Origin of the sequence: Maribacter antarcticus DSM 21422, assembly GCF_000621125.1 — a bacterium.
Lineage (GTDB): Bacteria > Bacteroidota > Bacteroidia > Flavobacteriales > Flavobacteriaceae > Maribacter > Maribacter antarcticus.
Genome location: NZ_KK211214.1, coordinates 827121 through 841369, shown reverse-complemented (window position 1 = coordinate 841369; position 14249 = coordinate 827121). Strand labels below are relative to the sequence as shown.

Genomic DNA, 14249 nt, shown 5'->3' with positions numbered 1-14249 from the left:
GCGCCTATATCGCTATTTCGCTATGACCAAAAAACAACTATTATATACTTCAAAACATAAAAATTCATAATTTAGCTAGTAATGAAAAAGAAAATATTCAGCGTCAGCAATAGCATTCTTCTGGTCTTTTTAGCCTTATTACTTATTCCCCAAACACGAACGCCTATTCAGGTTGCAATTAATAGAGTTAAAATGTTAGTGTTATCGCCATCCGCTATAGATGAAGTTGAACAAACTCAGCTACAGCCATTTAACTATGAAGTAAAAGATTTAAATGGCACTTCAACTATGGTAGAAGTTGGGATGGGAAGGGTTGCGTTTCTTAGTTATTGGGCAACGTGGTGTCCACCCTGTATTGCAGAACTACCCAGCATTCAAAAACTACATGTGGATTATGGCGATAAAATGGATTTTATATTGCTTACGAATGAAGACCCAGCAGTTGTGCGTCGTTTTTTAGAAAAGCAGCGCTATAAGCTACCGGTATATTTCCCCAGTATAACAACCCCAGAAGTACTTTATGAAACTAGTATTCCCACCAACTATATCATTGATGCCTCCGGAAAAATTATAATAAAAGAAACAGGAGCGGCAGATTGGAATAGTCCAAAGGTTAGGAAGTTGTTGGATAGTTTAATAGCTAATTAATTTCCACTTTTATTAATTAGGGTATATACAATACCGACTAATACAATACTAAATTCAACTTTGCAGCTCTAAAAGTATTAAGGCTTCCCTTTTTGATTATGCTGCAGCAGGGTCACTAAAAAAAGATGCTCAAAAGAAACACTTGAATACAAAAAATTACAAGCAAAGAACACCAGAATAAGCCTTAGGAATCCGTTATCTTTTTTTACCCTTCTTACCAAAATTCTTATCGCCTCTGGTTTTGGGTTTGGAATATTTTTTTTTTATAATCCACTTATAAGAACCGCCTTGGTTCTGTTTGCTATTCTTCTCAGACTTTTCATGGAAGCTGGCGCCTCGTTCCTCTTCGTTTTCGCGTAATGGGTTTTCGTGCTCTATGTGTTTGGGCTGTTCATCACGCGTTAAGCGTTTGGCGATTTCTACGTCCTTGGGAAGTGCTATTTCCTCAATTTCTGTTGCCATAAGGGCTTCAATCGCCTCTTTGGCCTCTTCCTCTTTTTCAGTATACAGCAATATAGATTTACCTTCCTTCTCTGCCCTACCCGTACGACCAATACGATGCATATAATTCTCTGGATATGCTGGCGTATCAAAATTAATGACATGGGAAATCTCTTCTAAATCGAGACCTCTGGCCATAACATCGGTCGTGACTAGAATTCGGTTCTGACCAGAGTCGAACTGTTTAATAGAGCGCATTCTATAATTCTGGGTCTTGTTGGAATGGATAATACAAAGCTCCTCGCTAAAAAACTCCGCTAACTCCTGAAAGAGTAAATCTGCGGTTCGCTTACTGGAAACAAAGACCAATACCTTATGGAAGGCTTCTGTGTCCTGTAACAGATGTATCAATAAATTAACCTTGGTATAAAAATTAGGCACGGCGTAGGTAGATTGGGCAATATTTTCTAATGGTGTTCCGCTTACGGCTACCGAAATTTTTTCCACACCAGAAAAGAAATCGTTTATAAGTAATTCCACATCATCCGTCATGGTTGCAGAAAACATAATGTTCTGCCTCCGTTTTGGCAACAGCTCAAAAATATTAATCAGCTGAAACCGAAAACCCAAATCCAACATTACGTCTACCTCATCAATCACTAATTTTTTTATGCTCTTGAGCTGTAAGGCTCGGGATAATACGAGGTCGTATAAACGAGCTGGCGTTCCCACTACAATATCCGTACCCATGGCCAAGGCCTCTTTTTGCTTGTTCATGCCGGTACCACCGTAAACACCCAAAACACGAACGGATGCATACTTACCCAGTTTCTCCACTTCCTCCACCACCTGTACCACCAGTTCCCGTGTAGGAACTAAGATTAAGGTCTTTGGATGAATATCCTTTGAAAAGGAGTGTGTATTGAGTATAGGTAATAGATAGGCAAATGTCTTTCCTGTACCGGTCTGTGCAATACCCACAATATCCTTCCCGCTCATAGCTACCGGAAAGGCTTGTTCCTGAATTGGGGTTGCGTTCTCAAAACCTAAGTCACCCAGAGCGTTACGAAGGAGGTTCGATATTTTAAAGTCGTTAAATGCGGACATACGAGCGGCTTTTTTAGTGCTACTGCAAAGCTATGTGGATAATCTGAGAAACAGGGTAATTCGACACATAATATGAGGCTTGGGTTTGGTCTTTACATTAATAATACGTTTCCTCCTTGTTATTTAGTTCGCTTGGGCTATTTTTCTTGTGAATTATAAAGATGGTAGCGTTTTGAGTGAAGTCATGAAAGAGGGGTTGTATCGAGAACCCTTTGGAATACGAGAAAGGCTACAGCCATTTAAACGGCAACATACTACACTATTTAATTACCAAAATTTTAGAGTTAATAGGATATAGCCATTCTACACCGCGCTCCGTAATAAGCGCATCGTCTTCCAAGGGAATACGTAACTTTTTACCACCCCATTCCGGTATTTTGGTATATGCGAACAACTCGATAGAAATCAAATTTGAGGGTTTTAGTTCATAACCTAACCTCACAGGGTTGAAAAACGCAATAGAGGGCCCAATACCATGTCCCCAATTCCCTACAGAATGGCAACCGATAATGACATCGGTTTTATCCAGATCGGTGTATTTGTTAAAACCTTTCATTTTGTTGAATCCCGCGTTGGTGAGGGCGGCGTAAACGGCATCCTCGGCCTTTTGCGCCGTAACGCCAGGTTTGATAGTTTTTTTGATAATATCACGGACGTTCACGCCTTGCTTAAATGCATTCTTAATTCCTGCTGGCACGTCAGTTTCGCCATCTTTCAATACATAGGCAATGCGTTTCATATCAGTAAACATATTCATTAACCCTACACCCCAATCCAGCATTAATACATCACCGCGTTGAATAATACGGTCTGTTGACGTAGCGATAACCCCGTCAGGGCCTGTAACATAAACAGATGGCATGCCAAACGAAGAACCCAGATTATTTTTGAATTGCTGATCCTTCATAAACCAAGCAACATCTTCCAAGGTGGTGACTCCCGGTATAATTACGTCATTAGAAAAAGCCTTCTCTGCAATGGTATACGAAAACTCTCCCGCTTCCCCATAAATAGCAATTTCACTCGCAACGCGCCTAGACCTAAAATCAGAGACCAGTTTTTCTGCAGAAACAAAACGTGCTGTATAGGGTTCCCCTAAAATATCAACTAGTTCCAAATACGAGGAATGCGTTAGTCCGTCTGCACCTCCAAAATTTTTCGAAATATTGAGACCGATGGTTTTGGGATTCCGTTTCGCAACAAATTCTTTCAGCTCGTCTGCGGAACCGAAATAGTCATAGGTACCACCTTCTTCAAGCAAATAACCTCCCACGCCAAGCGCGGCACGCTCAATTCGGTCTTCTCCCGTATCTGTAAAAATATAATACCCATTCCCAGTTACATAACCTTCACCCATATCGGTGTATAGCGGATCTAGATTTCCTTCACGATTGGTAACAATCCACATGGCAATGTTGTTTTCACGCATCGCCTCGGGCAATACCAAATCAAATTTATCCGCGCGTACCTGATTCAGTTTACGCCAGCGGCGCATGGCTTCTTGTCCAAAGGTTTGAGCGGTAATTACTAGTACCAAAAGAAGGATTGCTTTTTTCATAGTTGGTGGTTTCAAGTAGATTAAAAATAGGGAATTAAATAGGGATTCAGCATCTATATGACAGGGATTGAACATTGGCACCAAACTATAATTACCTATTCCGGAGCTCGGACGAACGCCAAGTGCTTTGTCCACCTTACATTTTTAATTCCGTCGCGTTTTTTGAACTGAATTCCCATTTTCCTACTCCTGACATCCTGAGCAAAAAGATACTTGCGGTAGTGGGAAATTATTGATTCGTTTCTTTTTTTAAGTTTTTAAAGTGGACATAAATACAACCTGCAGCCAATACGGCCCAAAATAATCTATACATCCAGATATTCACTTCGAATGATAATATATGCGGGGTTGCACTGTCTTCGAAGAAACTATAAATCACTTGTGCGGCAGCTAAAATTCCGATTATTAGATTGAAAGATATGTTTTTCATAGTAAAACGGGGTTAAGGGTTATTCAAAATATGAGACAACAATTAGAACTCATTATTATGTATATCCCACTTTTCAAATCTAAGATAACAAATCCACTGTAGTTATGTTCCTAAAATGAAAGCACAACTATCCAGCCTATCTTCACATCACCTGAAAAAACTACCAATTCAGAACACGTATACGTTTAGAACGTTTATAGCGCAAAACACATTATCCCTTTAAAATTTCAATACCTTCGGACTTTTTGTACTGAACTACTGTTTTCTGATACCTGACGGGACGAGTAGAAAGATGCTTGCGTTAGCGTGAGGATTTACTCCCTTCCTAAGGTATCTACATTTTGATTACCAGTTTCATATTGAATAGCAGTATAGGATACTATTTTCCAAGCGTTCGCTTTTTTAACTAGGGTAGCAGTTGCTTTTGCAACGGTTTTATCTCCTCCAAAGCTTGTCCATGTTTGGTCAAATGCGACCCATGCTAAATTGACATCATAAAAAATAAGATAGTTGGAGTTTTCGAATGTAGAGGTTATGGGCTCCGGGTTCTCCTTAAAAAATAATTCTAATTTTCCACCGCTTTCATCCCATCCCTTTTTTTGGGCGAAACCTGCTTTAGATACATCCAATCGCAATACATCGCTACCATGGTCCCAATACGATGCCCATTTCTGATAATCTTTCTCCATATAGGCATACGTTTCCCCGACCACAATTGCCTTGATTGCCTCGGTACTATCTTCTGATGGCGGTATTTTTTCCTGTTGACAAGAAAACAACACCACGACAAAAACTACAAAAATATATTTTTTCATTTCAAATTTATTTGATGTTAAAAAACAACACGGTTAAGGTTTCTGCTTCATACTAGTGATGTACTGACAGCACAAGCAGAAGATGCTTACGCTCGTGGGTATCTGACTCCGTCAGATTATATCTTTAGTTTTTCTTACCAATACCCTAATGTATCATTTTTTGCCGCAATTAATAAACCAGGCTCTATAAGTGCCGTGATAATAAAATGAGCAACTATACACGGTGCTAAACTGCGCCCTGAGACTACGTAAACAATGGCTAATGCAGCGCCTAATATCGATGTAGAAATAAAAGCATTTACTCCTGCCTTTATATTTTTTAATCCCCACATCAGGTGAATAACTCCAAAAGCTACCCCTGATATGATGACCTGCAATACGACAGAGAAATCATGGGCGTTGAGATAATCCAAAATCCATTTTCTATAAATCACCTCTTCCATTATCCCTGCGAACAAAGCTGCACAAATTGCGACTAATTTTAGCCTATCCATTTTAAACATATAGCGCTTTACATCTGCTATTTTTGCTGCACTAAAACAATATAAAACTACGATGAGCAAGGCCAATAACCAACTCAACATAGTTCCGTTATTACTATTTATAAATCCTAAATAGGAAAGAAATCCTAAAGGATTAGAAAAATAACTGACTAGCACACATGAACCCCACAAAACAATCATACCTATAAGGATAATATAAATTGACTTAGTATTCATGGCACTTCATTTTATAATTAAAACCTCAGGTTTTAGGTAAAATTAAAAAAATACTAAAACCTTCAAAAACCAGTATAATGATTGAATATTGGTAGTACTTATACCCAACTTATAAAACCTAAGATACTAGATGCTTTGTAGTTATTCTTTAAAAAAAGCAATCCTACTCTACTTCCCTTCCTTTCGCAACACCTGCAATGGAGGACTATTCAGTACACTCCTACTATTAGAAAGCCCTATAGCAAGTACAAGCACGGTAATTCCCGGCAGAACCACCAAAAAGGGCACCCATGACGGCACAAAGGCGGTATCAAAGACAAAATAGGCCAATAACTGACTCCCTAGAAGGGACAATAAAATACCTACACTGCTTCCTAAAATACCTAAATACAAATATTCAAAGGCCGTGATTTTTAGTATTTGACTACTTTTTGCACCTAAGGTTCGCAACAATACGCTTTCTCGAATACGCTGGTATTTGCTATTTCGTACAGAACCTATGAGCACAATAATACCGGTAATGATACTAAAGAAAGCCATAAAACTAATGACCCAAGAAATTTTGTCTAATATACCTTCTACAAGCTTTAGCACTTGCCGTAAGTCCAACACCGATACGTTGGGGAATTTTTGCACTAGTTCTCGCTGCAAGGAAGCCGATGCTGCCTTGTCCGGCGCATGCGTACTTAGTACATGAAATTGAGGTGCTTTTTCCAAAACACCTGTTGGAAAAACAATGGAAAAATTGAGCTGCATGCGTCCCCAATCCACTTTACGAATACTGGCCACAACGGTTTCCATCAGCATCCCTTGTACATTAAACTGTAAGGTATCGCCCACGACTACTTGAGCATCCGCAGCCACGTTATCCGATAAGGAAATGGGCACAGGACGATTGGGTAAGACCTCAGCGTTCCACTTGCCATCTAGTAATTGTTCGGAGGCTATGAGGGAATCCCGGTACGTAACCCGGAATTCATGACTTAATATCCAACCGCGAATGGTGCTTGTGCTGTCGGTCCTAATATCGTTTACACTGCGGTCCTTTATTTTTTGCAAACGCATGGTTATAATAGGAATGTTGTCCAAGATGGGCAATCCGTTTGGCGTAATGGTCTGGGCAACGGCTTCCTTTTGGTTCGTCTGCACATCAAAAAGAATAATGTTAGGTGTTTGTTCACTGCTTTCCAAGCTTACTTTGGACAATAAAAAATCCTTCGTAAAATACAAGGTACTGATCAGGAAGGTACCTATGCCTATCGCTAAAATGAGCACAGCGGTCTGGTTGTTGGGTCTGAACAAGTTCAACAAACTCTGCCGTGCAGAAAAACTCCAAGACTTCGGAAAAAAGCGTTTTACCAGCCGCATGAACAAAAGCGCAACGCCACCCAACACTGTAAAAGTAACAGCAATACCCAAAACAAAACCTACGGCATAGCGGAAATTATTCAAAAGCCAAAAGGCAAAAAGAAAAATAAAGAGAACTATGGCCACAATGACCCCTATCTGTGCGGGTCTGGATTTGGAGCCTAGGTTTTCCTGCACGCGCAATACCTGCAAGGGCGACACATACCAAGTATTAATCAAGGGTGACAACGCAAACAAGACCGACATAAAAATGCCTAATAATAGTCCGACAGCAATCGCCTGTACCGAGGTTCCAATAACAACCTCAAAAGGTAAAAATTCCTGTAATATCAAAGGAAATGATTGTTGTAATACTAAGCCTAGTAGGGTTCCAATGATTCCTCCAATAAGTCCCATCCCCGCTATCTGAATCAAGAAAATAAAGAAGGTCTGTTTTCTGCTAGCGCCCAAACATTTTAGAACCGCAACCGCCCGTAATTTTTCTTTAATGTATATATGAACAGAACTGGCAATACCTACACAGCCCAATAAAAGGGCAATGAAAGCGACGAGGTTCAAAAAGCGACCTACATTATTATAACGCCTGCCCAAGCGTTCGCTGGTAGACGTATGCGTATCCATATCCGCGTTCTCGGCATCTAGTTGTGGAGCTACGGTTTCATCCAAGGCCTTTAAATCGGCATTGGGATTATTGAAGTAATAGGCATATTGTAATCGACTCCCCTTTTCCAAGAGTCCGCTCCCTTCCATAAAACGGTAGGGCACCATAATAGGTGGTGCTACGGAGGTTCCTATTCCTGTGCTTCCGGGTGCGGTGATTAAAGAGCCAATAATTGGAAAACGCGTAGTGCCTAGCGTTACACTATCGCCGGGTTTTAATCCAAATTGGAGCATGACCGTGGCATCTACCAAAGCGCCTCCCTTTTCTAAATAGGTTTTTGCAGCATCTTTTGGAGCTGTTTCCAGTTCTCCATAAAAAGGAAATCTACCTTGAACACCTCGAACTTGGACGAATTTAGTGGCGCTGTTTTTAGAAAAAGCGGCCATTGAAGCGAATTTCACTTCCATCGCATCCGAACCACCAAGCGAATCTATGAGTTGCACTACCCGCTCGTTCGCGGGCTGATTGCTATCAATTAGAAAATCCGCTCCCATCAAGGCTTTGGATTGTAGGCCGATGTTCTCCTCTAAATTCTGACTAAACGATTGTATGGAAACGACGGCCGCAATACCCAGAATAATTGAGGCCATAAACAATAGCAATCGTTTTCCACTGGCTTTACCATCTCTCCACGCCATTTTTAGCAACCAGCTAAAAGGAGCTTTGTTTTGTTTTTTTATACTATTCAAGATACTGCGGTAGTTTCGTTAGCACTAATTTTTCCACCTTTCAATCGTAAGACGTGGTTGTTGCGTCGGGCCAAATCCAGGTCGTGGGTTACAATAACGAGCGTCGTGCCCGCTTCCTTGTTCAGGTCGAACAGTAGTTTAATGACCTTCTCCCCTGTTTCCTCATCTAAATTCCCTGTGGGTTCGTCCGCAAACAAAATTTCGGGTTTAGTAGAAAAAGCCCTTGCCAAAGCAACACGTTGTTGTTCCCCTCCTGATAACTGGGATGGATAATGATCGTGACGATTTCCTAAACCTACTTTTTGCAACAGTTCCATAGCTACCTCAGCGGCATTGGTAGCGCCCTGAAGCTCTAAGGGTACGCTTACGTTCTCCAAAGCCGTAAGTGTCGATAGTAATTGAAAATCCTGAAAAATAAAACCCACTTTCTGGTTACGTAAAAAAGCACGCTCGTCCTCATTTAAAGCGCTTAAATCTTCCCCACAAAGGCTTACGATACCGTCATCCGAACGGTCTAGTCCCGCACAAAGACCTAAAAGTGTGGTCTTTCCACTTCCGGACGGGCCCACGATGGCGAAGGTATCACCAGCGTCTATACTGAAGGAAATGTCCTCAAGAACCGTTAAATTTTTGGAACCACTGCTATAGGTTTTCCTAAGCTTGCTTACGTTTAATATCTTTGTCATATGTCATTTCGGTCAAGCTGACAAAATAACGAAATGATTTCAATTTAAAGGGTAGATGACTATGGGCAAAGTATTAAAGTTTCGTTATTTTTTGATACTATTAGTATTGTGGAACTGTGGAGAAAAACCAAAGAAAGCAACGACAGAAGATGTCGTTAAAACAGAAACAACAACTTCTTACGAAACAGTAACCGAAGGCGATAAGGTGCTGCTCTTTTTTGGAAATAGCCTAACCGCTGCGTACGGTTTGGATACCGAAGAAGGTTTTCCCAACAGGATACAACTTAAAATGGATTCTTTGGGGCTGGATTATACCGTGATAAATTCTGGTCTTAGCGGAGAAACAACTGCTGGCGGACGTAACCGACTGGATTGGGTACTGAACCAAGCCGTGGATATTTTTGTACTGGAACTAGGCGCAAATGATGGCCTTCGCGGTATTCCACTTACAGAAACTCGTGCTAATTTACAAGCCATCATCGATATGGTACGTGCAAAAAACCCACAAACGAAAATCGTGTTGGCTGGCATGCAGATTCCACCGAATCTAGGTAGAGACTATACTGCGGATTTTAAGAATATGTATCCCGAACTGGCTACGGCAAACGATGTTGCACTGATACCGTTCTTACTGCAAGGTGTTGCTGGCGTACCGGAACTAAACTTGGAAGATGGTATACACCCAACGGCTGAAGGCCAGAAAATTGTTGCAAAGACCGTTTGGAACGTATTGCAATCCCTAGTACTAGAAAACTGATGGTTACGTACATTATCATATTAGACTAATTTAGGCTTCTTTGTTTTCACTTTAAAGCTCAAAGCGCGTTTGACCCTTGAATTTTTCATGACAAAAATTCCGACGAGTGTTGTTGCCTTTCTGTTTGGTAGCGTAGGTTGTTCTAGCACATTTATGATGGAAATCGAAGTAGTGTTCACTTTTAGTTGAACAGACTTGGAGCTATTATGTACATCCTGTGCCTGAACTAGGCTACCTGTAGAAATGATAAAAGCAATAAAGAATAGTTTACGCATTGGTAGGTGATTTTGTTTCTATATAACTCGCCACTACCCTATTATACATTTCCCCTTTCGACCAAAGGTCATGTTTTACCGTTGAAATTCAAACTATTCGATGAACAACCCTTTTAGATATCAAAATTCCTACAAACTTGCTTTACTTTTATCGATATAATAGTACACTTCATCGATTTATTAATATTTTTCCTACAAATATATCAATTAGACCAGGTAAAATTTATTTTAAACAATCGTCAAGAGCGAGTATCCCCCTTTTTGGCTATACTTTTATACCTTAGATTTAAGAACGTCCAACCCACTACAGCACCAAAATGAAATTCAATTCCATTGCCTTGTTTCTAATACTATTCTCTCTAAGCAGTATTTCAGCACAACAAATTACAGGGAAATTAATTGACAAGGCCACCCAAGAGCCACTGGAATATGCCACAGCTGCCTTATATAATCAAGACAACGCGGCCCTAATTACCGGAGTGATTACTACATCCGACGGAAGTTTTATAATTAACACCATTAAAAACGGCACCTATATTCTTGAAGTCTCATTTATAGGCTACACTAAAAAACGAATAGAAAATATAAGCGTAACAGCAAACCAAACGCTTATAAACTTGGGTACCATGGCTTTGGTTCTCGGAACCAATCAATTAAACGAAGTGGTGGTTACTACAGAAAGTGCGACGGTCATTAATAAAATAGACAGGCAAGTATTCGATGCAAATAAATTCCAAAATGCCCAAGGAGGTTCGGCAACCGATGTACTGCGTAATCTTCCGTCAGTAAGTTTGAACGGCCTGGGAGAAATACAGGTTAGGGGCACCTCGGGGTTTGTAGTTTTACTAAATGGCAAACCAGTTCAAGGAAACCCTACCACCTTGTTGAACCAACTACCGGCAAACTCCGTGGAACGTGTAGAGGTCATTACGGCTCCTTCTGCAAAATACGACCCCGAAGGCAAAGCGGGCATACTTAATATTCTGACTAAAAAGGGAGCTGTCAACGGCACATTTGCTCAAGTAAATCTAAAGACAGGAATGCCATCTATAGAATCTTATAGCAATACCGAAGGAGCACAACGCTATGGATTGGATGCCACCTATACCCTAAAAACAGATAAATGGAATTTTGCCTTTGGCGCAAACTACCAACGTAATGATCTGGCCGGAAGACGGGAAGGCGATGTATTTACCATCATCAATGACACCCTAACACAATTTCCATCAGATGGAGAACGCAGTTTTGACGAGCTCAATTATAGCGGTCGATTTACGATTGACTATACTCCGGACGAACGCAACAACTATTCCCTAGGATTTTATGGTGGGAAACGAAGTAAGGACCGCACAGCCGATATCCTCTACTTTAATAACACCGGAAGCACGCCAGCTCTTAATGGGAACTCCCTTTACACCTTTCAATATTTTAATGAAAATCTACGCATACGAAAAGGTGATTTTGTTTTAGGAAGTTTTGATTATGGCCATAGCTTTACAAATAGCTCAAAACTAAACGCTTCCCTCTTATATGAATATACCTTATTAGGAGGGCCAACGACGAACAAAAATTTAGGCTTTCCGGATACGACCACTATGTTACAGGACGAGTTTAATACGAATGATAATCCCTTGTACGGAATTCGTTTTTCCTTGGATTACGAATGGAAACCATTTTCCTTTGGCACCTTAGAAACCGGATACCAATACCGAAGTCTAAATCATGAAGGAGATTTTATATACGAAAGACGCAACAATGCAACCGGGCTTTTTGAACTAGTACCCGAATTTTCAAGTGCCGTAGACCTGAGTAGAACTATACATTCCGGCTATGCTCAGCTGAGTGGAAAAAAAAATCAATGGGATTATTCCGCCGGCTTGCGTATAGAAGCTATGGATCGTAACTTTGACCTTAGGGACCGAAATAATACCATTGATACCACCTATACCTATAATTTTGTACGACCCTTTCCTTCGGCATCGGTACAATACACCACTTCAAAAAACACCAAGATAAAGGCCGCTTACAGCAAACGAATAGAACGGACCACTACCTTTAAGATGAATCCGTTTCCAGAACGGGAACATTCTGAGACTTTGGAGCAAGGCGACCCAGAACTCCTGCCTGAATTTATAGATTTGGTAGAAGTGGGAATTACCAAGAATTTTAAAGGAGGGAATTCGCTTTTCGCAACAGCATATTATAGAAACGTCAAAAATATAGTGAATCGGGTAAACACTATATTTAACGATACCATCCTAAATCGCATTTATTCCAATGTTGGTCGTGGGGAAGCATTAGGGCTAGAACTAGGCACCCAATTACGAGCTTCCAAAAACTGGAGTACTTTTATTGGCGCTAATTTTTACTCCAATACCATAGATGGTGCTTTTGACAATAGGCCCATAAACACCAATGCGTTTATCTATTCGGTAAATGCGAACAGTACCCTAAGGTTCTCTGATAGTGCTTCATTACAATTTACCTTCAACTATTTATCTGCTAGAAATACCGCACAGGGCGAAGATTCGGAATTTTACTCTCCCAACCTTAGCTTCCGAAAATCGTTTTTAGATAATAGACTGGTTGCTACGCTGCAATGGCAACAAATAGACCTAGGTGTATTGAATACGAACGAGCAGCGCATCACAACGGCTAGACCTGGAAAATTCTTTACAACCACGAATTATGTCTACGAAGTAGATATGGTGCTGTTAAACTTGTCTTATTCCTTCAACAAAAATAAGGACGAATCTAAGTTTATAGAAAGTGAATTTGGTAAGCGAGAGTTTTAAACACTGTGTTTATTATCCGATAGGTTATGGAATTTATCTTTGTACACTATCCGTTCCCCTTACATAAACTGGCACTAGCTTGCTCTTCCTAGTAGGCTATTTTGATACTATTAATTTCTCAAAAAAGGTCTTGATATTTTTTATTATTAAATTCTTCACTTGCCTATATTTTAGTTTTGATTATACTAAGCCATTTGAGCCTTGTTTCTTTTTGTAGTAAAAGACAATGCTTTAGTTACTCTAGCATTTTTAAACTTGTAAAGCCTTGCAACTTCCGTAGTGTTCTCCAAGTTCAATACAGTAGTAGTTTCGATACCGATAGTCATTTCCATAGTTTCTACTTTAACAGCTGTTGTATTGTTCTGAGCTTGTGCGTTCATTCCGATGAAGAAGATAAAGAAGATGGTAGCTATTGTTTTCATGACTTGCGTTTGTTACACTATTATAACGCATGCAAGTGTGTTCTGTAGGGGGGTCGTTCGCCGAACAACCTATATTAATCGGTGTCTAACAGAAGGTCTGTTGAAGTGCAAAATCTGCTCGATAAACGGTACGAACACCAAAAACTACATATCGAAAAAAGTGGTCTTTAAACGATTGTTTAGGATTCTATTTTTAATAAAACATTGGGATCTGGGCAGTTTTTCTTATAATAATCTAAATCAATAGCTGCAGCAACCCCTGGATAATCTCCTACATATCCGTTCATATCCCGAATTATCTGAAAATGTAGGTGTGGTGCATAATTTACATTTATATCGGGTGTGCCCAATTTCGCTAATACACTACCTGCTTTAAACTGCTTTCCAGCATACAAGCCCTCCATGGACTCTAAAGATAGATGTCCGTATAAAGTGTAAAAGGTATGTCCGTACAATTGGTGCTCCAAAATAATTGTTGGACCATAATCCCCTTTAGTACTATTATTTTTGAAACTATGCACTGTACTGGCTAATGGAACCAATACTGTAGTACCTGCGTCACACCAGTAATCTATTCCTAAATGTATGTTACGCTGTACTGAAGGAGTATCGGAGAAGCTGGCCTTATCCGTATATAGGTTTCGCATTTCCAAATAGCCACCGTGGGCTATGCGACCGTTGCTACGTTTCAGCACCTTAGTTATATAGTCTTGGCAAGTTTCCGGATTCGTGATTTCCAGTCCGGCTAGTTCGATGTTATTGATAGACAGGTCCAAAGGCGTATAGTCTTTGAATAGAATGCTACCGTCCAATATGGAGATTGGGTCTTTAGAAAATGAAGATAGTAGCTCCGTATATGAATCCATTTCGTAAAAATA

The 14249-nt window shown here is 40.2% G+C and carries 12 protein-coding genes; 3 read left to right on the top strand and 9 right to left on the bottom strand.

Features of this window, described 5'->3' with window-relative positions; genetic code table 11:
* Nucleotides 1-81: 81 nt before the first annotated feature.
* Nucleotides 82-648: a TlpA family protein disulfide reductase gene (locus tag Q360_RS0120215; protein WP_027078707.1), complete on the top strand. Its 567-nt coding sequence runs from the start codon at nucleotides 82-84 to the stop codon at nucleotides 646-648.
* Between the two features lie 195 nt (nucleotides 649-843).
* Here Q360_RS0120215 and Q360_RS0120210 read toward each other — a convergent pair whose 3' ends face one another.
* From Q360_RS0120210 to Q360_RS0120180, 6 genes are all read right to left on the bottom strand, one after another.
* Complete coding sequence (locus Q360_RS0120210) at nucleotides 844-2196, bottom strand: DEAD/DEAH box helicase (RefSeq protein WP_027078706.1); 1353 nt, start codon at nucleotides 2194-2196, stop codon at nucleotides 844-846.
* Between the two features lie 259 nt (nucleotides 2197-2455).
* Complete coding sequence (locus Q360_RS0120205; RefSeq protein ID WP_027078705.1) at nucleotides 2456-3754, bottom strand: M24 family metallopeptidase; 1299 nt, start codon at nucleotides 3752-3754, stop codon at nucleotides 2456-2458.
* A gap of 744 nt (nucleotides 3755-4498) precedes the next feature.
* Nucleotides 4499-4999, bottom strand: a complete 501-nt coding sequence (locus tag Q360_RS0120195) for a hypothetical protein (protein WP_027078703.1) — start codon at nucleotides 4997-4999, stop codon at nucleotides 4499-4501.
* A 134-nt stretch (nucleotides 5000-5133) separates the two neighbouring features.
* A complete protein-coding gene (locus Q360_RS0120190) occupies nucleotides 5134-5718 on the bottom strand; it encodes a CPBP family intramembrane glutamic endopeptidase (protein WP_027078702.1) in 585 nt (194 codons plus the stop codon).
* A 168-nt stretch (nucleotides 5719-5886) separates the two neighbouring features.
* A complete protein-coding gene (locus tag Q360_RS0120185) occupies nucleotides 5887-8385 on the bottom strand; it encodes an ABC transporter permease (protein ID WP_036196413.1) in 2499 nt (832 codons plus the stop codon).
* Between the two features lie 47 nt (nucleotides 8386-8432).
* On the bottom strand, nucleotides 8433-9122 hold the full coding sequence (locus Q360_RS0120180) for an ABC transporter ATP-binding protein (protein ID WP_027078700.1): 690 nt from the start codon (nucleotides 9120-9122) through the stop codon (nucleotides 8433-8435).
* A 61-nt stretch (nucleotides 9123-9183) separates the two neighbouring features.
* Between Q360_RS0120180 and Q360_RS0120175 the strand changes: the two genes are divergently transcribed.
* A complete protein-coding gene (locus Q360_RS0120175) occupies nucleotides 9184-9879 on the top strand; it encodes an arylesterase (protein WP_027078699.1) in 696 nt (231 codons plus the stop codon).
* A 20-nt stretch (nucleotides 9880-9899) separates the two neighbouring features.
* Here the strand turns inward: Q360_RS0120175 and Q360_RS0120170 are convergent, their stop codons facing one another.
* The gene (locus tag Q360_RS0120170; RefSeq protein ID WP_027078698.1) at nucleotides 9900-10154 is read right to left on the bottom strand and encodes a hypothetical protein; all 255 of its coding nucleotides are present in this window, start codon (nucleotides 10152-10154) and stop codon (nucleotides 9900-9902) included.
* A 317-nt stretch (nucleotides 10155-10471) separates the two neighbouring features.
* On the opposite strand from Q360_RS0120170, the gene Q360_RS0120165 reads away from it, so the two are divergent.
* Nucleotides 10472-12949 (top strand): TonB-dependent receptor domain-containing protein, encoded by a 2478-nt coding sequence (locus tag Q360_RS0120165; protein WP_027078697.1) that lies wholly within the window; start codon nucleotides 10472-10474, stop codon nucleotides 12947-12949.
* Nucleotides 12950-13134: 185 nt separating this feature from the next.
* Here Q360_RS0120165 and Q360_RS0120160 read toward each other — a convergent pair whose 3' ends face one another.
* On the bottom strand, nucleotides 13135-13371 hold the full coding sequence (locus Q360_RS0120160; RefSeq protein WP_027078696.1) for a hypothetical protein: 237 nt from the start codon (nucleotides 13369-13371) through the stop codon (nucleotides 13135-13137).
* 179 nt (nucleotides 13372-13550) lie between these two features.
* Complete coding sequence (locus Q360_RS0120155; RefSeq protein WP_027078695.1) at nucleotides 13551-14237, bottom strand: peptidoglycan DD-metalloendopeptidase family protein; 687 nt, start codon at nucleotides 14235-14237, stop codon at nucleotides 13551-13553.
* Nucleotides 14238-14249: the final 12 nt, after the last annotated feature.

Coding starts and splice junctions, on each gene's coding strand:
- Q360_RS0120215 (WP_027078707.1), top strand. CDS start 82: ATGAAAAAGAAAATATTCAGCGTCAGCAATAGCATTCTTCTGGTCTTT.
- Q360_RS0120210 (WP_027078706.1), bottom strand. CDS start 2,196: ATGTCCGCATTTAACGACTTTAAAATATCGAACCTCCTTCGTAACGCT.
- Q360_RS0120205 (WP_027078705.1), bottom strand. CDS start 3,754: ATGAAAAAAGCAATCCTTCTTTTGGTACTAGTAATTACCGCTCAAACC.
- Q360_RS0120195 (WP_027078703.1), bottom strand. CDS start 4,999: ATGAAAAAATATATTTTTGTAGTTTTTGTCGTGGTGTTGTTTTCTTGT.
- Q360_RS0120190 (WP_027078702.1), bottom strand. CDS start 5,718: ATGAATACTAAGTCAATTTATATTATCCTTATAGGTATGATTGTTTTG.
- Q360_RS0120185 (WP_036196413.1), bottom strand. CDS start 8,385: ATGGCGTGGAGAGATGGTAAAGCCAGTGGAAAACGATTGCTATTGTTT.
- Q360_RS0120180 (WP_027078700.1), bottom strand. CDS start 9,122: ATGACAAAGATATTAAACGTAAGCAAGCTTAGGAAAACCTATAGCAGT.
- Q360_RS0120175 (WP_027078699.1), top strand. CDS start 9,184: ATGGGCAAAGTATTAAAGTTTCGTTATTTTTTGATACTATTAGTATTG.
- Q360_RS0120170 (WP_027078698.1), bottom strand. CDS start 10,154: ATGCGTAAACTATTCTTTATTGCTTTTATCATTTCTACAGGTAGCCTA.
- Q360_RS0120165 (WP_027078697.1), top strand. CDS start 10,472: ATGAAATTCAATTCCATTGCCTTGTTTCTAATACTATTCTCTCTAAGC.
- Q360_RS0120160 (WP_027078696.1), bottom strand. CDS start 13,371: ATGAAAACAATAGCTACCATCTTCTTTATCTTCTTCATCGGAATGAAC.
- Q360_RS0120155 (WP_027078695.1), bottom strand. CDS start 14,237: ATGGATTCATATACGGAGCTACTATCTTCATTTTCTAAAGACCCAATC.